The organism is Pseudomonas sp. B424 (genome assembly GCF_055408345.1).
On the sequence record NZ_JBUZTL010000025.1, the window covers coordinates 38125 to 60724 of the forward strand.

Genomic DNA, 22600 nt, shown 5'->3' on the forward strand with positions numbered 1-22600 from the left:
AAAGGTATAAACAGTGGATTTCACGACTATCTTTACAAATTTGAGTGGCGAGTATCCAGTAATACTGGACACAATCCTGATGATTTTTGCAGTCATGGGTATCTGGATTTCCGCGAACGGTGTTTTCGCTATTATAAAACTTGGCAAGCGTGATAGTGGACTCGTAACTCCAGGTGCCCATATCGCTTGGAAACTGATTGCGGGTTCATCGATGGTAGATCTAGCTCTATGGACAAAGGCTTGGAGCGGTACCCTGTGGGCTAACTCAGACCCCATGGGTATTTCAGAATATAGCGGAGGAGGGTCATACGATCCCGCCATCATGGCTGCAATCGGGATCTTGGTTTTAACAGGATATGTGACACTGGGCCGCGCTTATTTGATGGCTTCTAAACTAGGCACGGTTTCAATTGAATCACGCGGTGATTTGATGGGAAGTATCATGGCCCGAATATTCGCAGGCTCGGCATTGGTTTGTACAGTTCATATAGCCTTAGCAATTCAGGCATCTACAGGCTTGGGTTTTTTTAGTTAACTATCGAAGGAGCTTTACCTATGAAACAGAAAAATAATATTGCTACACGCGCTGTAATGGCAGTAGCAACAATTGCACTTCTCAGTGCCTCAGGTGTTGCGTTTGCAGCAGGTCCTATGATTTCGGACTTTGGGCTGGGCTGGAAAGATGAAGCGAAGATCATGCTTCCTATCATTCTTTTGCTTTTTGCAGCGACGGGGGTCGTTTTCGCTGCATGGGGAGTAATTTCTTCCATCACTACCAAAAAACAACAGCAGCCGCTTACTTGGCAGTTATATTCGATTTGCGGGGGTGCAGCAGCAGTTGTTATTCCTATCATCATTTTGGCCGCATCGGGTTCGTTGACCTCAGGTGCAGGCAACGCCTCGAACAGCTTCGATGAGCTTGGTGTTTCTTACTAAGGAATAACTTCAATGATTGGTACGGTTGACAACCCCGATTTGGCTGGAAAAGTAATTCAAGGATTTTGGTTCGCCAACGAAAGATTACAGAAAGTTGGCATGCAAGTTCTTGATAAAGCTGGATTCAAATGCTACTCCTGCGGGTTTGTTAGCCGTACTAGTAAGAAAATACCGCATGGCTACATGGTGCCTATTGATATACAACACCCAGGTCTTGCTGCACTACAACTAAAAGACGCTAAATGTATGTGTCCTCTTTGTGCTTCAGCGCTAGCAGTCAATTGGTCAGTAGTCGAGCATCCAGCATTAAAAGGAGAGCTGACGCCGTTGGCTGGGAGTTTGATATGGCTGCCAGAAATTGAGCAGAGTAAGTTATCTCTGATTGCTTCCTACATAGCCGTTAGCACGCATTGCTTGGATGTGGCACACCCGCTTGCAGAGGCATTGAATCACGCGGACATCTCGTTCCGAGGGCGCAGAGCCCATCTAGCAAGTAACATTCCATTATATAAAGAAGACTGCGATTCGGACTTTTCTCGGGCATTGGCGCTACTACCTAATGAGTTTCACTCGGCGCGTGATGAAATAATGAGTGGCGTTCGTTTTTGGCCAAATTCAAGCTTTTGGGTTAGTCAGGCTAAATATTGGTTCCAGGCGACTTATTTACCGCTTGAAAAAGCGAATAACTTTTTTGACGAGGTTTAGGGATGGCTCTGAAAATTGGAATTGTGCTTTTTCGAAATGCATCTCCGTTCAGCCGAGATGACAACATTGCATGTGAACATCGCGGCAAGCCATTCTCTTTTTCGGCTACCACAGACCTTCCCTCCCAAACGCTTTGGATTACAAACGCAAGCTCTGACGATCTGTTTCAGGCAGGACTGAACCGCACCCCGCATATTGCGAGTGATAGTTACTTCCGGACCAGGTTGAGCCAAATGGTTCAAGAGCTAGGGCTCCAGACTGTATCGATTGAACAACAAGTAGTCATCCTTGCCGAGGTTTTGGGGTGTGCTGCTGAATTGTTAAAAAAGCAACTTGGACTTACACAGTACCCGGCATTCGGCATGGCCCAGGCAGTAGGCCAGCTGTATGGAAGTGCAGAGGGTCCAAAGAACAGCATATTGCATCATGTGGCAGAACAATCTTGTCAAAGATTCACCGCTTGCGAGCGCAATCGGCGGTACGAAAAAGCTGAGGTCTTTAGCTATTGGTTTCCTAGGGTGCCATGGGCAGATGAAATGCTTAAGTTGCCAGTACCACATGGTGGGCTCAAGGAAATAGCCAAGCACAATTTACCTGATCTAGGTCGATCACCTGCCACACTGGTGAACTGGGCCTTCGATGCCAAAAAACCACTTTTTGCTCGTATTCGACTACACAAGATCGAAGAGCGTGTCGGTAAGTTGATGAACTACGGCGCAGGAGCGCTTGGAGTTAACTCGGTGACCGCGAGAGGGCAGTCATACGATGCGCGCAATTTCAGAGAGTGGTGTGCATTACCAGAATTAGCATTCCTCAGCAGTTTTGGTGAGGTCGAAGTGTTAGATGTAGCGGTGGCCGACTCATGGCAAAACACCGGCCTACGCATATTCAATACCAAACGCTCAGCGATTTCTTATGCTTACGGCCTCGCAGCGGAAAATCTCTGGGTTGGAACACTTCGAAAAAACAGCGGTAATTTTGCAATATCCAAAACGCTGTCTACCGCGTGGCTTCAAGCTGAAGACCGTATGCGGTGCCTGAAGACGGCGCTCACCCTGCACAAAGCCGGAATGGAGATAACCACCTACGGCAATGGACGTATCGGTGTGGTCTGTCCGAAATCCGTACGCATGTTAATACCGCAGGCAGCTCTCGAAAGCGGTTTGCTATACCCCGCCAGTTTGGAAGGGTTGACGCCATACCCAATGAACAACATGTCCGCTCTTTGCGTTCAGCAGCGGCTTATATCGTCCCTTGAGTTTGTTAAAAACATTCAGGTCGACCAGGGTTGCCTCAAAGAGATGGAGCTTGCTCAGCATGCAGCTAAATCCACAACAAAGTGAAATAGTTGATCTTCCATCTGATCAGTCGTGCTTGGTTATTGCAGGGGCAGGATCTGGCAAGACTGCAGTAATTGCTCAGAAAGCAATCAAAATGGCTAAGCTGCAACCTGATGGTCTGAATTTACAGATGCTGACGTTCAGCAACAAAGCAGCCAAAGAAATGAAGGCCCGCGTTCAGCGCGTGAATGGGATCATTCCTCATAATGTGCTTATAGACACATTTCATAGTTATGGAATGAAACTTATCAAGTCAGACCCTCAAGGTTTTGGCTTAGCACCTGAGTTCAGCTTGCTTAGTGAAACTGATGTGAAAAGGTCCCTAAGGGCTCTAGCACACGAGTTAGGTCTGCCTAAGAAAATCGATCCAACTGATAAAAAACGGCTTAACCCGATGAACTGGCTCAACACTTGGAGCCTAAAGCGGCAAAGTGGTTACGACGTAAGGAATCAAAGCAAAAATAAGGGCGTGCTTTGTGAGGCACTACAATCCAGCCATAAATTAACTGATATGGAAACTGAACTGGCTTGGAATACCCTTACTGGGTATGAAAACCAAAAACAAGTTACAAACTGTCTCGACTTTGATGATTTGATTTTCCTACCGCTTTTGCGCGTTACTCGTGATATTGATTTTCTCCAAAGTGTGAGAAAAGAATTAGGCGCGTTAATTGTGGATGAGTACCAGGACACAAACCGTATCCAATACGGCTTGATAGCAAAAATCGCCAAAGGATACTGTTCAGTTTCATGCGTGGGCGACGATGACCAGTCAATATATGGTTGGCGTGGTGCTGAGGTGAAAAACCTCACTAGATTCCAACACGACTTTGATGCTACCACTCTTAGACTAGAGCAAAACTATAGATCTACAAAAGCCATTGTTAATACGGCGCACGATCTCATCAAACACAATGAAGGCCGTCTAGATAAGACTCCGTTTTCAAACGGAGAAGAAGGAGAAGAGCTAACCTTGAACTCTTATCCCGATCATTGGCAGATGGTCCGCGAAATTGCAGAGGGGATTTCGAGGCTTATTGAATCCGGCGTTCCTGCCAAAGACATTGCCATTCTATATCGCACGAATAGAATGGCGGGCTTGCTCGAACCTGCCCTTAGAAGAGAGCGCATCTCCTATCACGTGGTGGGCGGGATGAGTTTGTTTGATCGTTCTGAGGTTTCCGCAATCACGAATGCGGTTAGATTGGCGCGGAATCCCCAAGATACATATGCGTTAAAATCTCTTACGCCATACATCGACAGTTTTGGCGAAGCATCCTGCTATGCAGTATGTGACTGGCTAGCGAATACGCCAGGCGCAACGCTATATGAACTCCCAGAATCGCTGGATAACGTACCGAAACGTGGCCTTTCAACGCTGCGGACATTCATGAGCGACCTTCAGTCGGAAGCTTTGCTATGTCATTCCGCTTTGGAATTTGTTGATTGGGCCGTTAACGGGCCAATGGCAATACTGGATCGAGAAAAAGACGAGCAAATTCGTGAGAAAAAAGAGCAGTACATCAAGATGCTCGCTCACAATATTGAAGATGAACTTCGAGAGCGAAAAGAATCCGGGGAAACACTCTCGTGGCGCGATATTGCCGTTGAGATTGCTTTGCGAGATGCGGGTCAAACTGAAGGCAGCTCTGACCAGGTAACCTTGAGCACCATACATAGGTCCAAGGGCTTGGAATATCCCTATGTCCTGATTGTCGGCATGAGTGAGGGGTTGATGCCTCTCGATGCAAGAAGTGATGTGAGTGATGAAGATGCTGGTTACTCGCACATGGAGGAAGAACGACGCCTAGGTTATGTAGGCATTACGCGTGCAAAAGTTAGCTGCGAGTTTTTTCACTCCGCTCATTATGCATTCCCAGGCAGTGATGACGATAAAATATATGCACCATCTCGCTTCCTAAGTGAAATGGGTTACTCTTGTTCAAATATTCTTACTTCTTCGAACTCCAACGAACCAGATTTTTTACCCGGTTCCTACAACGACGTTCGTCAAGCAATAACTAAAGCTATGGGAATGACAAATTGACTAATATTGTAGATCGCCTATTCGACGGTATCGAAGAGCTTTACGATGGAGTCCGGGGTTGGACTAAAGCTGATCACACACAATATTTTCCCATAGCGTGTCCCCATGACGATATGGTGCTTGCGCTATATAACGGATCACTCATGAGTGTTATTCGAGTGAATGGTTACATGGGACAATATTTTCCCGAACAATTCAAAAATTTGCGCTCTCAGTGGATGACATTCATTCGTAACTCTACGTCTGCTAAAAGTTCGAGTGGCAGTGACCTTTTTTGGTTTTATGAGTACGATCCCGATGGAATGAAAGACGAGATCATGGATAGTCGTCAACCCATGATCGATGCGGGCAAACGCCGAGGATTAAGTTCTGAAGACGTTCTAAGAGAAGAGGCGGGGGTATACGGGTCCATCTGCGCCCGCGAGCGTCAGTACCTGCTGATCGTGACGCATCTAGATTCATTGCCTAAGTCAGATCAGTCTACCGCCCTTGCAGAGCGCCTGCGCGATATTAGACAGTCTGCTAAGGGTCGAAATGGAATGACCCTAAAGGCAGGTGTACGGGCACTTGAAGTTCTTCATGAACAACAAGTAAATAAGATAAAAATGTTTATGAGTAGTGATGAAAGTCGTTACTCGTTTGAGCGTTTGGATAGCTACACTGCGTTGAAAGAAATGCGTTATTCACTCCTTCCTGATGGGACTGGTCCAGGGTGGAAGGCTTTGCTCAAGCCCAAGGATGTACGCACACGCGCAACTGAAGAAGTAAAGCAGTCGTTTAAGGATTCCCAAACAGCGACTGGGAAACCAAATGATTGGACTTTCAAGTTACCACCAAAACTTTCTCATCAAATGCTTGAGGATGCGGTTGATCTTGGGAAGTACGCTGTTATGGGTGATAGGATTTACGCACCTATGTATGTTTCTGAGCTTGCAACAAATCCAACGCATTTGGAGAGCTTTCTAGAAACTTGCTATACCAGACGCCTTCCTGTACGTATGGCCTTCAGTCTTACAACAAATTCTAGCCAGGCGAATTATTGGAATCGCCTGTTTGCTTCTGTCTTTTCATTTGCATCTCAAAGCAATCGCCAAATTTCAAAAGCAGATCAAGCGCTATCCGAGTACACCGAATCTGGAGGTTCGGTGCTAGGCTACGGGCTTGCGGTAACCACTTGGTCAAAAGTCGATGTGACCTATGCCAAAGATGGGGAACCACGTTACAACATCAAAGAATTGCAGTCCCGTGCTCGCGATGTCGAAACTCTTCTTCAGCAATGGGGTGGACAGCAAGTTGACACTATGTACGGTTGTTCAATCGAAGCAACCATGTCAGCAACTGCAGGCTACGCTATCCCCCCAATCTGTCCTAAAGCCCCTCAAACCGAATTTGATATAATCTCGCAATTGCCTATTATGCGTCCAGCTAGTCTTTGGGACCCACGATTAAGTATGTGGTTCAGGACCCCTGATGGGGTACTAATGCCGTACCAACCAATGAGCAAAAAGCAAAACGCCATGATTACTCTTATCACTGGCGGGATGGGATACGGTAAATCAAACTGTATTTCCGAGCATATCTTTTACTTTGCTAATCACCCTTTGGCCAGGGAAATGCCATACATTCGAGGAATAGACTTCGGTTCATCATCCTCGGGCGTAGTGGACATGGTTAGAGACTCTCTGCCTGCTGATCGAAAACATGAAGCCCAATTCATTGAATTTACCAACAATGGGAGCATTGTTAAAAATCAACTAGATACGCGACTCTGTCTTAGGTATCCACTTGAGGATCATAAGCAACACCTGTTGAGTTTCCTCAGCATTATGTGTGAAGAATTGTTGGAGGATGCGGGTATTGCGAACGTAATGAACGTTCTCAAAGTCGTCATTGATTTGGCTTACAGTGCCAAAGATCCAAACGAGCGGCAGTCTCAACCAGCAATGTTTCAACCCCTTGCTGCAAATCCGATTGTGATAGCAGCTCTGGATAAAATTGAATATGAAACCAAACCTGATGAGTGCTACTGGGATATTGTTGACGCTCTTGCGCACTACGGGGTGAAACACAAAGATAACTCAATTTTATATGCTGCTCGAATTGCTCAAAGGTCGGCCGTACCTCTTTTCGGTGACTTAGTACTAGTGGTGGATTCGTTATCACAGCGATTCGGTGACATGAAGTACAAAGGGCAACCCCTTACATCTGCGATTGCTAACTGCCTGTCGTCGGCAAATTCATTGTTCCCATGCTTGCGTGGTATGACAAATATTGATATTTCAGAATCTAGAGTCTGTGTATTCGATATGACAACTGTTTTCGGGCGTGGTACGGCCTCGTTCAACGATTGGGAACGAACAGTATATTTCTCAGTGGCAATGCGATTGTTGACGGAGGACCTTTTTGTCAACATGAAATTCACGGGGCCAGAGATTATTGCTAATCAAAAACAACTTGGTCTGTCACCTGTCATGGTCAAATATCACTTGACCTACCTAGAAACACAGGATCAGGTAGATAAGCTGTTCTGGGCTGATGAGGTTCACCGTCTCGGTAAGGTTGCAGGAGCTTTGAGCATTATCGACTCTATGGGCTTTGAGGGGCGTAAGTACCAGGTCGGCATCTTGCTAGGCACACAAATACCTGAGCATCTCCCACAAGATTTGCTGAGATTGGCTTCTACAATTCTTATCTTTGGAGTAAGCCAGGATATGGATACTGCCAACAGGGTTCAAACGATCCTCACCCTAAATGACGACGAGCGTGATGCTATATATGGTATTACGAGACCCACCGCTACCAAGGGTGCCATGGTGTTTGCTCAGTTCAAGACTTCTGATGGTGTCCAGAACCTGTTGTTACACTTCCAGATGGGTGGCATTAAGCGTTGGGCATATGCAACAGAGCCAGATGAGCGTGCACTTCGTGGTATCCTTTACCGAGATGGAAAATCTGCATCATGGGCTCGGGCAACACTTGCGAAGCATGTGCCTGACACTGAAGCAGCGATTAAGGCAAAGATGGAAAGTGCCGCTGGCAAAAATTTGAGTCGGCAGGAAGCAACAGAGCAAATAGCGATAGAGCTGCTTCGTAAGCAGTAACGTCGTGGCTTAAGAATTGACAGGAGACGGTGCTTTGATTTTGTGTGAATATCTGGTAGGCGTTGGGGGCAACAATGCACCAACCATTATTTTAAATGGTCAGGCAGGCTACATTGGTGATGATCTAACTCTCGGGCGTTGCGACTTGATCGCCAGAATGGGACGCAAAGACCTCATCCTTGAACTGGTTGATGAGGAGGGTGCGCCGTGTGAGTGGGTGGGCTTAGTAGCGCTACCACCTACGATCACGGAACTCCTAGAGGCAGGGAAGGTCGTAAGTGTAATCGATGGACTGCGTAGTCTGGGGGTGGTTAACCCCATTCGCGGTGTAGAACTAGATAATGGCGTGGTAAATTATGCAACCTGAAAGTACCGATAAAACTATTCAAGAGATGATCGATAGCTTCGATGCATTTCAGCTATGCGGGCCGGGACAGGTCTCCGCTTTACGCCTGAACGGTCGCGATACTCCAGCTGATATTCTTGTCGAATCCCAAGACTGGTCTTTTATCACAAAGGACCGTCCCGTCTACGATTGTCGGGCAAATGATATTCAGGATCTGATGCCCAGTCCCCGCGATATACTCCGGTCTCTCGCTGAATACAAAGAAGAAAAGTCGTTCTCGATGCGCATGGGCTGAGACTTAGCTGAGTGCCAGGTAAGCGTCTTTTCTAAATAGGAGCTGTACTACCTCTCCCGCTTGAGCGCCGCCTTTCCGGTCCTGTGGTGTTTCCTTAGGTTGGTTGAAATTCAGCTTTGCTGGCCATGCCCCTTTCTCAATGATGATGGGTAAGCTAGCGTGGAAGGTAGCGTTGATGAGATTTCTATTTTCCGCTCGGTATGACAGATTGACCCGAATATATGGCGACACTGGGTTGACCCACCGTACCGACTGATAGGCTGTTCGCTCAATTGCTCGTATTTCGCGATCAGCATCTCTTTTCTCAAGCTCTCTGATGGCTTGAACTCGGGTCATTGCTTTGCTGCTGAATGATTTGGTCGATGTGGTGAAACCGACAGTTTGTAGGCTCGGGCCTCGGAAAACCCTGACTTCCCGCCAACACTGCAGTGGATGCGCACGACCCAGATGAAGTTTTTTAAAAACTTCTCTCAACTTGCGTTGGCGGTCTTTATCAGTGGCCGCTTCAATGCTTGTCGCAGCGGCTTTGAACGCCAGCTTACTGGAGTTCAAGTCATCAATTGCGCATAGCAACCCTGCGTCTGCCTCGATAAGAGCCGGGTAGCGAGGCACCTTGCCGTGCTCGGCGCTCCCCATCACATCCCAGTCTGATAGAGCCTTGATGAGAAGCTCTGACGAATCGCCAAAAATTTGGATGCCTGTTGAGCTGAAAAAAGCACTACGACCTATCGAGCCAGGGCGCAGCGCTTCTCTTTTGCAGCGGTTTAGGGCTTCAACCAGGTCTGAAAGGGCATCAGACGCAAAGCATATACCTTCACCTTCAGTCATGATCTAACTCCGTTTTGAGTCCGTCCATACAATTTTCTTGCTGATCGCCTGACCTTTAACTGGTGTCACTGTCGCAGTTTTCATGCTTTTTCTAGGGCTGGTTACTTTAGTTGTTGTGGTCTTAGCTTCAGGCTCTTCATCATCCGTTGACGAACTTTTCCATTTCCCTTTCTTCCATATTAATTCAGGGTCTAAGCCGCGTGACTCGGCTTCAACTTGCACTGTATCCTTAATAACTGACCAGTTAGACAAGTTTTCCTTCAGCAATTTATATATCAAAGTAACTAGAATCTTTGTTGATTCTTTACAAACATCAAACCCTTCATTTCGGATTCGATAAATTGAATTTTTGTCGATCCCTAATAGAGGTCCTGCAGAGTACTCTTTGAATCCAGGCTCAGCTTTCTGTACAAGCAAAATGAACTCAGTAAAGGAAGGCGTCCACATTTTAGGAAGATGTTCTGGGTATGCGGCATAGAGACGCAGCAAAATGGCCAGGGGCGCCTTCAGCGGCAAATCAGCATTTTTAAGACCGTACATTGCTGCCGTATTCATGCCAAAAGCGGTAGCTCGTTCGATGAGACCTAACTGCTGGGTGCTAGCGAATTGGTCAAGGTTACTCCCTCGCAGCATGACTGGTTGAGAAAGGTCTCCGTTCTCCTCAGTGACGCTGGATTTGAGTGTTTTCTTACGCACGTCGCAATTCCTGAATCGGTGGAAATAGGTATAGTATAGCTGTACATTGCGTTTAGTAAGCCCGGTTTTACCGTGTGTCTAGTGGAGTAGGTATGTCAAAAATCAATCTGACCACGGTTCTGTGGTATCAGGCAGGCAAGGATCGTAGGCCAATAATGCCAACGCTTGCTTTGGAGGGTATAGAAAGTCGATTTCCCAGCGTCAAATTTCCATCAAGCGGAATGACATTTTTATACGGTCATAGGAATCCAGGTGAGGCATACCTCCTCAAAGAAGCGCCTAAACATGATTTAACCCCAGCTATTGTCCAAGTGCCAGTAGATATTGGGAATTGGTTAAGGAATAAAGCAGGTTTTGCTCCGGATGACCCAGAGCGGGGTATTGAACATACCGGCTTCTTGGCTATGTCCAGAGCAAAAAAAGAAGTGACTGATGCGGTCGAGTCAGTTTGGGAACGCAACCTCCCTGAAGGTCACGAAGACTTTAAAAGGAGCGGAACGCGATTTGCTAACTTCATGGACGAGGTAATTTTGATGGAAAAGTTTAAACACTTAAGTGTTATCGCCTACACGATCAATACGAAAGAAGCTGGAGACTTTCAGGTAGCAACGCTATTCAATCTAAGCGCTATCGATGGTGTTACTTGCGGACAACTGCTTAGTGGCATCGACATCACCTGTGAAGCAATATAAAACTGAACAGTTCAGTAACTAACTGCACCCATCCCCTCATTTTATTTATCTTTGGCCTCTGCACCGGGCTTACGGCCAGCAACGGGAGCGACCGCTAGGCTATCGACTGGCGGGTCCAAAAAATTGACGCAGAAGGGCCTTGCGCCTACCATCACGATGGGAGATGGTGGCGGAAGCGCCCTTTTTTTTGTGCCGTTTAGCAAGGTTTAATAATATTATATGAGACAGATACTTGAAGCCCTGCCTCAGCTGCCTGTTATCGCACAGGCAGATGCTAATCGGTGGGTGGAGGGCATCACTCGGTATCACGGGCCGCGTGCCACATGGCACGCTAAAAGGTTACATGGTATCGGCGGCTCAGAAATGGGCGCGCTAATCAGTTTCTATCGTGGTGAAACGTCTTCAGGGTTCAGCACCATAAAAGACGTGGTGGAAGGTAAGCTAATGAAGCGCTTACCTTCCTTTGAAACGTTTCACATGCGCAGGGGGAACGCCCTTGAAGACCTTGCACGTCAGGTATTTCTGAAGAAATCATTTGGGTCGGTCGATCTAGCGGCCATGAATGCGTTGTCGGTTGCCAAAAAATTACCGGGCTATGAGTTCATGGTCGGTAACCCTGACGATATTGTCATTTTGAACGGCAAACGGTTTGTTGTTGATTACAAGGTCCCAAATACCTTTTCTGACTCTATCGAGTTGGACTACGAGGTTCAGCTGCATCATTACGCAACCCTCGCAAAATTCGCTGGTATCCGAATTGACGGTCTGATTCTGGCAAAACTCGACATACCTCCTCAGCTCGCTGAGCATCTCACCAAGAATGTGGCCCAGATCGAGCCTCAGCGCTTTGCAGAGCTGGTCGACTCTATATCTCGCGTTGACCTCCCAGGTTGCCGGATTGTTTTGCTACCCGTTGAACTGAAAACAAACCTACAGGCTGAGCTGCTTGCAGCAGGAAAAGACTGTTGGAATGACTTTGTCATGAAGGGGGTGGTTCCAACTCCAGGTCAGTACGGCAAACTCGAATTGAAAGGGGATGTTGAGCTGAATCTTGCGCGATACCAGCAGCAGTATGTGATGGCTAAGTCGGGGATCTCCTATCTCACGAGTATTGCCAGCCAAGCCAGTTCCGGCATGGCTGAGCTACTTGAAGATGTCGATTTTGAGGGGAAATCTCTACCGCTGTCAGTGGTCGGCGTAAAACCAAATGGTTTGGATTCGAAGCTGGTCGTCAACGAAGCGCTGCTACGCGGGGCGACAGAGGAGGAGCTGCAGTCCGAGTCCCGCACGTATTCTGTCAGTGCACTACTGGAAGAAATTCAGCGACTGGGCGGGCAACTGGACAACAAAGAGCTTTATGAGGCAGGGCTTGATGCTGAAAAGGCAGAGGCATACCTGAAAGAGCAGGGGGTGGACATGGCCAAGCTTCGTAAGCCAGGTATCGCCGTCCGCATCTCCACAAAAAAAGACGATAAAGCTGTCTCTCAGCATTACGAAGAGCGTGCTGCTGAGCACTTTGGCGCATGGATTGACGAAAGCTTAATTTCCAATCAGGGAGAGGAGTCGGACTTTAGGGACGACGATCCTTCCGTTGAAACCAATATGCCAATTGAGATTGAGACGGGGCATCTCAGTTTGGCATTAGCGGACGCCTTCCAAGCGTCCGTAAACATCGAAGAGCAAGAATCCCACTTCCCCATGAGAGCCCAACCCGGCTTGCGTTAGGAGTTATAAATGGTAGACATCAATGCGCTATTTAAAGAGACGCTGAAAAAGGAACAAAAAGCTTCAGACCCGAAGGTCTTCATGATCCAGGTTCAGCATGACCCGGTTCACTCGCCAACCAACCATGATGTGTTCAAGGTCGTTGGGGTTCGTATGGATACCAATGAGCGTGTTGCAGTAATTGCGGTTAAGTCATCTGCTGGCCAGGCCGTGCCAAAGGCAGGCGACCTTATGCGTGCAGACAAGGTGGAGCGCAGCCCACAGCATCCCGGTGCCGTGTTTAAGGCGAAGTACTTTCACACTTATGATCAGAACAGCTTTTGCTTGAATGCTGTAATGCAACCGCTTCCAGTGAGAACTACGCCGGGCTCAAACATGGTGGGTGCTCAAGTTATTGCATACGACCCAAAAAGCTCTGGCACCATTTTGAATGGTTCTGAAGTACAAACAGGTCTGTCAGCATCAATCTTGCACCACCTCAAGCAGTGGGATGCCGAGGAGTCATCAGGTATTACCCACGACATGGTAGGTAAGCCAATCTGGGGTAATGGTGCTAATCGCGGCCTGACCCCCATGGTAACGGTTCGCTTTGCAGACCAAAGCTTCAAGGTTTTTGGCGTCGGAGCGATGTTTGTTGACCCCAACGATAAGCAGAAGGGTGTCCGCTTCCCAACAGATAAAGAATTGCTAGAGCGTATTGAAAAAACCCAGGGTGTGATCACATTAAATACGGTGATGAAGAACCTGATAGGTGCAGGAACTCCCATCCAAGAACTGCAGAAAGTAGACATCGCTGTGGTGCCGGGTTTGGTCATCAATGTCGGTCGCGACAAAGTCACATCCAACGAAAAAATCTCCCGCGAGTACTACAGCGTTCCGCAAGCCTATGAAATCCAAAAGGATGGAGGAGGTTCATTTGCAGGTCATCGCGAGACGTTTCTTCATGTAAAAATGACGCGCACCAACAAATTCGCCGTTGTAGATACTGTCCCTGTTCCAGGGGGCAAGGCCTCCGCGAAGGTCCCTCTTTTCTCCAACGAAATCGAGCGTATCGAGGCCCGGAAAAACTTAGCTGCTGGCGTGCCAAATGCTGCGCCTGACCACGCTATAGCCGCGCAAAGCTCGCAAGCCTCTCAAAGTCCGGCGATGTCCCGCGAGAAAGCGCTTGAGCTGAACGATTTCCCTGACGACAAAGCACCGCAACAGCCGTTGGTTCATGAGCAAAATCAACAAGCAGCAGTAGTAAAAAGCGCCCCAGTAAACGCGAGCCAAGAATTCAATCCAGCCGAATATGACTTGGAGGGGCTCGACACGGACGTGCAAATCATCGAGCAATTAGGCACCGGTCTGGATAATTTTGACGACGTTGACGATTTGCTTAAGCAAGCTGAAGCGCTTTCTGCCCAGCGCCATGCACCCCGCATGGGCTAAGCCCATTCGCTCTCAATGTTATCTAGCCGAGTGGCATTGCCGCTCGGCTTGTCCTGTGTTGGATGGTGTATATGAGTCAAACAATGAAATGGCTCGACTTCAAAAGCTACGGGATTAAGCTCGTACTTGGTCGAGATAGATCACCCAAAAAGAATCACACTCTTCTTTTCGCTGGCCCAGGCCTTCAGGACCAGCAGACGCTTGCCATCCTTACCTCACTTGGTTTTTCACGTGATGTAAGGTTCCCTAACAAGCAGTACTGGACGCGAAGCCATACTGGTTTTCGACTGACAGATCTCCGAAAAAGCTTTCCAAACTGTTCGGTAGTGGATCTGCCTGTAGAGGAAATTTCGCCAGCAGCCAAATTTGATATTAAACAGCGCCAAGAAACAGGTGTTAAGCATGAAACAAACACAGAGCCAAGAAGCCGCCCTACAGGAATTACAGCTCGCAATACCGCTAGAGGCCTCAATGCTGGCGGTGCTGGAGCCAATGGGGTACTGGTCAAGGACGCTCCACAGCCTGATGTACGAAAGCAATCCTCAGATGATGTTGTCCCTACACCAGTCGGGCACGTTGACCAGTTATCTGAACGAACAGGAGGAGATCCTGATCGACAGGGCCCGGCAACTGGAGAAGGAGTACCGGAAACTGAATCCACTAAATCGAGAAGCGACTCATCTGGTACGAGCAGCGTGGAACAACCAGGCGAAGTCGTTCGCGGCGGAGACTCTGCTGAGCAATCTGAGCCTGCAGATACAGACGCTGCGCGAGGAACATCAGGGAAAAGCGAAGCACTAACCCAACCGAATGAGGCAGAGGCAATTAAAGCCGCTCTGCCTGCCGCTGAAAGTTCTGAGCCTTTGCTTGCGCCAGAGTCTGAGCCAATTCAAACACCCGAAGCGCGCACCAGCGAAGGTTTTAGCCAGCTGGAGTACGACGCTGTTAGTGAGAACTACGGCACGGGGCTGAGTGGCGCATCAGATCTTGAAAACCCGTTTGACCAGGACATAGCTGCGCCTGTTCTAGAGCTAAGTGATGAGCACCAGGTACAGAAAAGCCAAGACCTAGAATCCGACGATTACTGGGATACCCGCGAAGCTTTCAACCGCCGTGAATACGACACCGCTTACGCCCTTTATCAAACTGGCATGAATGGCAACGGGGTTGATCGTGAAGCATTCGAGCATGCGCTCGCTGGCATGTCAGGTGGGCGAGCAGCCTCTCTCTATTTGACCCAAGATCAGCGGCGAGAGCTGCATCATATGGGCATGCGCGACAATATCGTCGAGCACTTTGCTACCCATTACACGGGGGAGGAGGCCAATTTAGCTCATGCCTTCAACTTCGCCTCTCAAAATGACTCAGTGCTGGCTGCATCCATTACTCGGCGCATGACTGGAAATGAAGGCCTTGGCGGCCTGCTGACCAGTTCAGGCTTTGAGTTTGTTGCGGATGAAGAGCCAAGCACCGGGGCCCCTGAGTATCTCTACCGCTCTCCGTTTGGTGAGTCAGTAGTAATCGGCGTAGGCAATGGGGGTTTACAGATCACTGGCCACGGTAAGGGCCAGGTTCTACCGATCTTCGAGGTGCGCGACACTCTATCCACCCCAATCGCCTTTGTGGGGATGCAGTTACTGGAAGAAGTAGCTGCAATTTGGCCGCACCTAATCACTGGTCGTAATCCTGAAACGGTAGCGTCGGTTCAATCTTCTGAGTCTCAGGCACAGGAGCAGGCACCAGCGAAGGTGGCGTCAGACTCTGTTGAGCCAAATCCCGCTATTGAACCAGCGAACTCTGCGTTGGATGAGCAGCTGCAAACCCTGAAATCCGTAGTAGCTACAGCTGAGTCTCAACCAAGCTTCCCCGAAGGGTGGCTTGTTATGAATGCCTCTCGCCCCTTGCTGGGTCATGCGAATGAGAATGGCAAATTCCTTGATGGTATCTACTACGCAGGTATAGACCCGCAAGACAGCCTTGCAAGCGCCTACATCGAAGAAAATCGAAAGCTGAATGCTTCGGTCATCGTCACAGCCAGTGTCGATGAACAGATGCGTATGGCGATTGCTGATAGTCGGTACCGCAAAGAGTACGAACAAGAGCTGAACGACATCGAGCGTAAGCTTTTGGTCACTCCGCTTATTACTCGTATGCAACACACCCCTTATGGGCAAATGAAGGCGCTCCTGAAGCGCGTACAGGCCGAACAGGGGGCTCAAGCGACAGACGCCGCACCAGAGCGTTCAAATGGCTCTGCGGAGCACATAGAGAGCCCTGTAACTGTAACGAGTGCTGTCGGTGCAGTAAGCGGACCAGAAGGTAATTCCCCATCCGAACCGAGCACGTCCTCCTTCAGTGACGATGGTGACGTGCCAGCGTTCGCGATTGATCGCGTTTGGCGCGGCTCTACGCTGCAGCACATGCTCGATACACAGGGTCATACACCTTCGACCAACGCGATCTTCGCCGCACTGGTATCAGTTGAATCAGGAGAGGCACACGGGGATGTGAGCAAGCGCGTTTTGTCATCGTTCAGGGGCTGGGGCGTGGAGGGTGAGAAGCTTCGCGTAGACCACCGCCAGAGTCACGCCAACTATGCTGGTAACCAAATTGCACAATCTTTGGGAATGACTCCTGCAGATTTTCAGCGGTCATATTTGGAGAACCGGCTTGAGTCCTACTACACCCCACCTCAATTGTGCTCAGCAATCTGGAACGGTGTTATGCGGGCGGGTGTCAGCGCGGGCGGCAAGTTTTTAGACGCTGGTTGCGGCTCAGCTGCCTTTTTTGCGTCAGCTCCTGACAAGGTACAATGTCACGCTACGTTGATAGGTGTCGAATGTGACCCAATCACTGCGCGGCTTGCCTCTGCAGTTGCGCCTGATGCCAGGATCATTAACGCCAAATATGAGCACGCAATCCTAGCGCGTGACTTCGACGCAGTGATTGGGAACGTCCCTTTCGGATCATCCAAAATTCATGATTCGAATTACCCGGACGCTCACCATATCCATGACTATTTCAACCTGCGAAGCCTTGATCAGCTTAAGCCAGGTGGGATTTCGGCAGTCATTACGTCAGCTGGTTCGTTGGACAAGCTCGACGACACTGTCCGAAAAGAGATGCTCAACCGGGCCGACTTAATCGGCGCCGTACGCTTACCGTGCGAAGCGTTCATGCACCTCAATGCGAGCGTTGCGACTGACATTCTGTTCCTTCAGCGCAGACCCGAAGGTACTAAGCCAGCATATGACTTCACCGAATCGGTCAGGGTGTCCCTCGATGAGTCAACTGGGCTGATGTATCCGGATGAGGAGGGTAGCGAGTCCATCAACCGGTATTTTTTGGACAACCCCCAAAATGTACTTGGTAAGTACGAAATGGTCGGAACTGCTTTTGGACCAAAGCCAGTCCTGCACAACAAGCAACTCCAGGCACAGACCATTGTTGATCGCTTCGACGCATTGCAAGTGCAGATCGATGCGCGAGTCACTGCGTTTATGCCGGAAGGCATCGCCCACAAAGCAGCTTGGGAGCCTACCGAGCAGAGTATTTCCACCAATCAAAAAGAATATCAAGATGAGGACTGGAGCAGTTTTGCCCGCATTGAACAACGGCAATCCAATTTTGTTGGCGACAACATCATTGTCGACGATGGACGCATTCTTGAAATAGTAGACATCGCTCACAAATTCGATGAGGAAGGTGTACTGCTGGGCTTTGAGCATGTTGTCGCGGAAACGAAATTTTCCGGGAAACGAGCTGCCACCATGGTTGCGTACATCGAATTGCGTGATGCATGCCGTGAGTTGATCTCAGCCCAACTCAATGGCAGCGATGTCGTTTTGGGTGCAGCTCAGGAAAAGACGAAAGGTCTGTACGACGCGTTCACCAAAAAGCATGGCGCCGTAAACACCACTAAGAACGTTCGCATTTATGGTGATGACGCCGGGTCTGCTGAAGTCTGCGCGCTTGAGATTTGGGATGATGAAGAAGAGCAGGTGCTGGCGCTGGCAGATACGTTCGATAAGCGTGTCATAGGTGCTGAGCTGGTCCCTAACATTGAGACGGCAGAGGACGCCTATTTCCACTCCTTGGACATCAAGGGACGTATCGACTTCGAGTTCATGTCCGAAGCACTCGGACAAGATGTTGATCAGATCAAGCAGAAGTTACTTGGGGATCTGGTATTCCTGAATCCGCAAACTCACGAGTACGAAGCGCAGCACCAGTATCTGAGCGGCAACGTCGTGCGCAAGTTAGCTGATGCCGAGCAAGCGCTGGAGACAATGCCAGAACTCCATGTCAACGTTGAAAAGTTGCGTGAAGCTCAACCCTCTCCAATTCCCTTCGAGGACATCTCGCTTCGCTTAGGCGTCGGCTGGATTCCAGAGCGCGACATTGAAGCATTTGTTAGCGAGCTGTTCGGTCAAGAACTGTCACCTCGGGATTTTAGCGTGAGCCACACCGCTGAGGTCGGTTTGTGGACTGTTGAGGTTTCAAGCTCATTCAAGACCAACCATGAAACCCGTCGTAGCACCCTACACGGTACAAAAGATTGCTCTTTCGAAAAGCTGCTGGAAATGCAGCTCAACGCACAGAAGCCAACGCATTACGATAAAAGCACTGATGGCAAATCTTCAGTTAATGACGAACGCACCATGGCTTCCCGCACCAAGCAGGAAGACATCGAGTCTGCGTTCAGAACGTGGGTTGGCCGCGATGTAGATCGAATCCATCGTTACACCGAGATGTACAACGCCAACTGCAACACCATTGCGCTACCTAAGATCGATGGCTCACGCCTGACGTTTCCAGGTCTAGCTGCTACATGGCACCCGCGAGATCACCAGAGTGATGCTGCAGCCATGGCCCTGATGGGCAAAAACTGCATGGCAGCTCACTGCGTTGGAGCGGGTAAGACTTTTGAAATGGTCGCCATCGCAATCAAACTCAAGCAAGTAGGCATGTGCAACAAACCGGCGATTGCGGTACCCAACCACATGCTTGGGCAAATCACGCGTGAAGCGAAACAGATGTTCCCGTCTGCACGCATACTGCAGGTCACCGCTGATGACTTGAAGGGGGCTGCTCGCCAGCGGTTCCTTGCCCGCACCCGAAACAACGATTGGGATCTGGTCGTGTTCACTCACGGGATGATGAATCGTCTCCAGGCACCACTCGAAATCCAATCACGGGAGCTACTCAAGAACATCGACAAAATCAGTGCAAAAATCGAGGGGACCGATGGCCGTATTAAGCGTCAACTGGAAGCCCATCTGAAGACACAGGTGTCTAAGCTCGATAACGTTAAAAGGGTCTTCGAAGACGCACAGCGCAAGACAGGCGTTCTCACCATAGACAAGTTGGGTATCGACCTGATCAACGTCGATGAGACGCACCTTTTTAAAAACCTCGCCATCAACTCCAACATGGATGTGCTTGGTGTCACGCGTGGGGGCTCTCAACGAGCGGAAAACTACAAAATGCTGGCCGAGTACATGCGTGATTTGCATGGTCGCAGCTTTGGAATTAATGCCTTTACAGGTACACCAGTCGCCAACACCATTTGCGAATTGTACGTGCACGGCTCCGTGCTTCGCCCTGACCTCTTCATCGACCAGGGCATCCATGACTTTGATGAGTGGGCTAAGCGCTTTGGTGATGTGGTAACAGCCCTTGAGCCCTTACCTGAGGGTGGCGGGTTCAGAGTGAACGAGCGCTTCGCAAGGTTCGTCAACCTGCCGGAAATGATCAAGCTGTTCCGCTCATTCGCAGACGTAAAAAATCCAAATGATTTGAACCTCCCAGTACCTGATGTTGAGCTGATAATCATCTCTGTCGATCAGAGTGATTTTCAGAAAGACTTTATGAAGCATCTGGCCATACGTGCAACGAAGGTGCGTACGGGCAAGGTGAAACCTCATGAAGACAACATGCTGGCCATTGCGACTGCTGGACGTAAAGCTGCGCTGGACATGCGACTGGTGAGCCCACTCATTCCAGACGACGCAAGCCTCAAGCTGGGCGAGGTAGCCAAGAACGTCCACTTCGAGTGGGAAGCTCACGGAGATGTGAATGCCGCTCAGATCGTGTTCATGGATCAGGGCACTCCTAAAACAGACGGTTCGTTCACGACCTACCAAAAACTTCGGGACCTGCTAGTGGCAAGAGGGATTCCGGACAATGAAATTGCTTTTGTTCATGAAGCCAAAAACGATGTTGAAAAAGAGACCTTGTTCGAGAAAGTCCGCAAAGGCGAGATCCGAGTAATCATTGGTTCGACTGAAAAAATGGGTGTAGGGACCAACATCCAGGAGCGGCTGGTTGCGATGCATGATGTCGATTGTCCATGGAGGCCATCTGACATAGCGCAGCGACGGGGGCGGATCGAGCGCCAGGGCAACAAGTTTTTTGAAAATGTTCGTAACTACCGTTACACCACCAAGGATTCGTTCGATCTGTTCATGTGGGGTGGGAATCAGCGTAAGGCCAATTTCATTGCGCAGGCTTTAGGCGATCCAACCAAGGCTGGCCGCGAAGTTAGCGAGGAGATCGATCTTGGCTATGCCGAGGTGATGGCGGTTACAACTGGGAATCCGAAGATCCGCGAAAAAGTTGAATTGGACGACCAGGTTAACAAGGCCGAGCGTAGGCGCCGAGCATGGCAAAGCGATTTGTACACCAAGTCGAGTGAAGCACGGCGCTTGAGTCAAGCGATCAACAATTGCGGAAAACGTATTGCATCGGAGTTGATAGTCGCCGAGGCACTGCCTAAGGACACAGGTGGGCGCAAAGTAGTTACGGTCACTGGAGCCGTAACGAAGCTGGGTCATGATGGTTCCACCACGGTGCTCAGGGCAACGGAGGCGGGAGAGGCAATTCTTCAGCGCCTTCCGATTGCTGAGGCCAGGCTCATGAAATTCAACAAGGATTACGAGAGACTGGGAATCTCAATCGGAAAGATCGAGTACGTCGTACAAAACGATCTTGTCACCAAGCAAAGCTTCATTCGTGCAGTAGTGGACGATGCTTTACTACCAGGGCGATTCGGTATTTCGAAAAACCCTCAATCCATGGGTCAAATCATCCGGGAGATCTACGATACAGAGTTCCGTTCTCAAAACTTGCTACACGAGAAGAAGAAGCTCGAAGCCAGTTACGAGCTTGTGAAGGATTTCAGGCTCGACGCGGAGTGGCCTCAAGAGGCGGACTTTGTTGACATGAAAGACCGGCAACGAGAGTTGAACAGCTGGTTTGCCGCTCAAGACTTCAACTCAACCGATACCACGGACCCCTTTGAAGCCCGAATGTCTATCTTGCGCGCCGAGGAAGATCGTAGGGTTCAGCTGTCAGAGCTGGAACAGGAGATTGCGGCAAACGGTGATCGTGATCTCGCAGATGCACCTATGGGGTTTGAGCGCAACCATGTAGCTGACTTTGATCACTCGGATAGTCAAGAGGAGGGGAATCGGACCAGCATGCGATTTGGTTGATAACACGTAGCAACACAAAACCCGCTTCGGCGGGTTTTTTGTGTCCATGACAAGTCGCCAAAATTTCGGTATCTTTCGTTTTAGCTACGTGCAATATCATTAAATATAGTAAATGGAGCAAGCAGGTGCAGATCAAATTCACTTTAAAGCTATGCGTGCTGGTCTCGGCAATGACGTTGGCAAGTTGTGCTAACAAAGAACCGCGACCTTTGATGACCGAGGGCGATCCAGCAGTTCAAGAATTGAATGATGCGGCTCAGCGTGTTGCGCGTGCAGCAGAGCAGGCGTCGCTGGCTCAGTCAGTTCGCAGTCAACGAAACCGCGTTACGCAGGAGTTAAAGATCGATCTGACAAAAGTACCTCCTGAGTTGCGGGCACCGCTCTTGCTTGAGGGTGGCTTCAATGGCGAGCTGGAAATTTTCTTAAAAAGCATCGCAAGCACTGTCGGTTGGCCTGCCCCAGTAATCATCGGTACACGACCAGCTTTACCACTGATGGTCGCTTTCACCGAACAGCGCCGACCGCCAGTGCTTTGGGTTGCCGACGCAGGCTACCAAGCAGGATCATCGGCAGACGTGCGCGTCATCGCAAACCTACGCCAGATCATCATTGCTTACAAAGATGCGCAGGGCGGTAAATCGTTTAGCACCAACGAACGGTGATCACATGAAAATGCTAATTGCGTATTCGCTTTTTGCGGCGCTTGCCACATCGATGTCAGTTTCTGCAGATGACTCGAAAAAGAGTTCATCTCCACTCCCGGCTCCCGTCTTGGTACCGAAGGAACTATCGAAAGATCAAACTGAGTCTTGCGAAGCAGTTCTCTGCTTGGCTGGCGGGGGAAATCTAGCCGAGTGCGTCAATCCCCTCAAAAAGTACTACAACATGAAGAAAAAATATCGCGGTAACTTTTTGAGCATCTGCCCGAAAGATTGATGGACTAAATGCCGTAGGGGTGTGCG

At 49.3% G+C, this 22600-nt stretch carries 16 protein-coding genes; 14 read left to right on the forward strand and 2 right to left on the reverse strand.

All coding sequences use genetic code 11. From position 1 onward, the window contains the following. Positions 1–13: 13 nt before the first annotated feature. From ACZRMS_RS21970 to ACZRMS_RS22005, 8 genes are all read left to right on the forward strand, one after another. Positions 14–535, forward strand: a complete 522-nt coding sequence (locus ACZRMS_RS21970) for a hypothetical protein (protein ID WP_169873031.1) — start codon at positions 14–16, stop codon at positions 533–535. Positions 536–555: 20 nt separating this feature from the next. Then, positions 556–936 carry a hypothetical protein gene (locus tag ACZRMS_RS21975; RefSeq protein ID WP_169873032.1) on the forward strand — a complete coding sequence of 127 codons (381 nt, stop codon included), beginning with the start codon at positions 556–558 and terminating at the stop codon, positions 934–936. Positions 937–948: 12 nt separating this feature from the next. Further along, the gene (locus ACZRMS_RS21980) at positions 949–1641 is read left to right on the forward strand and encodes a hypothetical protein (RefSeq protein WP_169873033.1); all 693 of its coding nucleotides are present in this window, start codon (positions 949–951) and stop codon (positions 1639–1641) included. Between the two features lie 2 nt (positions 1642–1643). Continuing rightward, positions 1644–2984: a hypothetical protein gene (locus ACZRMS_RS21985; RefSeq protein WP_169873034.1), complete on the forward strand. Its 1341-nt coding sequence runs from the start codon at positions 1644–1646 to the stop codon at positions 2982–2984. Beyond that, entirely contained in the window at positions 2959–5028 is a 2070-nt protein-coding gene (locus tag ACZRMS_RS21990; RefSeq protein ID WP_169873035.1) for an ATP-dependent helicase, read from the forward strand. The genes ACZRMS_RS21985 and ACZRMS_RS21990 overlap by 26 nt, the downstream gene beginning before the upstream one ends. A 143-nt stretch (positions 5029–5171) precedes the next feature. Continuing rightward, positions 5172–8129, forward strand: a complete 2958-nt coding sequence (locus ACZRMS_RS21995) for a hypothetical protein (protein WP_463997053.1) — start codon at positions 5172–5174, stop codon at positions 8127–8129. Between the two features lie 34 nt (positions 8130–8163). Beyond that, complete coding sequence (locus tag ACZRMS_RS22000) at positions 8164–8496, forward strand: hypothetical protein (RefSeq protein ID WP_169873037.1); 333 nt, start codon at positions 8164–8166, stop codon at positions 8494–8496. Continuing rightward, entirely contained in the window at positions 8486–8770 is a 285-nt protein-coding gene (locus ACZRMS_RS22005; protein ID WP_169873038.1) for a hypothetical protein, read from the forward strand. Before ACZRMS_RS22000 ends, ACZRMS_RS22005 begins: the two co-directional genes overlap by 11 nt. Positions 8771–8773: 3 nt before the next feature. Here the strand turns inward: ACZRMS_RS22005 and ACZRMS_RS22010 are convergent, their stop codons facing one another. Further along, positions 8774–9598 (reverse strand): hypothetical protein, encoded by an 825-nt coding sequence (locus ACZRMS_RS22010; RefSeq protein WP_463997054.1) that lies wholly within the window; start codon positions 9596–9598, stop codon positions 8774–8776. Positions 9599–9601: 3 nt separating this feature from the next. Further along, positions 9602–10294, reverse strand: a complete 693-nt coding sequence (locus tag ACZRMS_RS22015; RefSeq protein ID WP_463997055.1) for a hypothetical protein — start codon at positions 10292–10294, stop codon at positions 9602–9604. Positions 10295–10386: 92 nt separating this feature from the next. On the opposite strand from ACZRMS_RS22015, the gene ACZRMS_RS22020 reads away from it, so the two are divergent. The 6 genes from ACZRMS_RS22020 to ACZRMS_RS22045 all read left to right on the forward strand — a co-directional run bounded on the left by ACZRMS_RS22020 (position 10387) and on the right by ACZRMS_RS22045 (position 22574). Beyond that, complete coding sequence (locus ACZRMS_RS22020) at positions 10387–10986, forward strand: hypothetical protein (protein WP_169873041.1); 600 nt, start codon at positions 10387–10389, stop codon at positions 10984–10986. A gap of 219 nt (positions 10987–11205) precedes the next feature. Next, positions 11206–12711 (forward strand): YqaJ viral recombinase family protein, encoded by a 1506-nt coding sequence (locus ACZRMS_RS22025; protein ID WP_463997056.1) that lies wholly within the window; start codon positions 11206–11208, stop codon positions 12709–12711. Positions 12712–12720: 9 nt separating this feature from the next. Then, a complete protein-coding gene (locus ACZRMS_RS22030) occupies positions 12721–14142 on the forward strand; it encodes a hypothetical protein (protein WP_463997057.1) in 1422 nt (473 codons plus the stop codon). Positions 14143–14225: 83 nt separating this feature from the next. Then, on the forward strand, positions 14226–21638 hold the full coding sequence (locus tag ACZRMS_RS22035; RefSeq protein WP_463997058.1) for a helicase-related protein: 7413 nt from the start codon (positions 14226–14228) through the stop codon (positions 21636–21638). A 125-nt stretch (positions 21639–21763) separates the two neighbouring features. Next, a complete protein-coding gene (locus tag ACZRMS_RS22040; protein WP_463997059.1) occupies positions 21764–22300 on the forward strand; it encodes a DotD/TraH family lipoprotein in 537 nt (178 codons plus the stop codon). Between the two features lie 4 nt (positions 22301–22304). Further along, positions 22305–22574 carry a TrbM/KikA/MpfK family conjugal transfer protein gene (locus ACZRMS_RS22045; protein WP_463997060.1) on the forward strand — a complete coding sequence of 90 codons (270 nt, stop codon included), beginning with the start codon at positions 22305–22307 and terminating at the stop codon, positions 22572–22574. Positions 22575–22600: the final 26 nt, after the last annotated feature.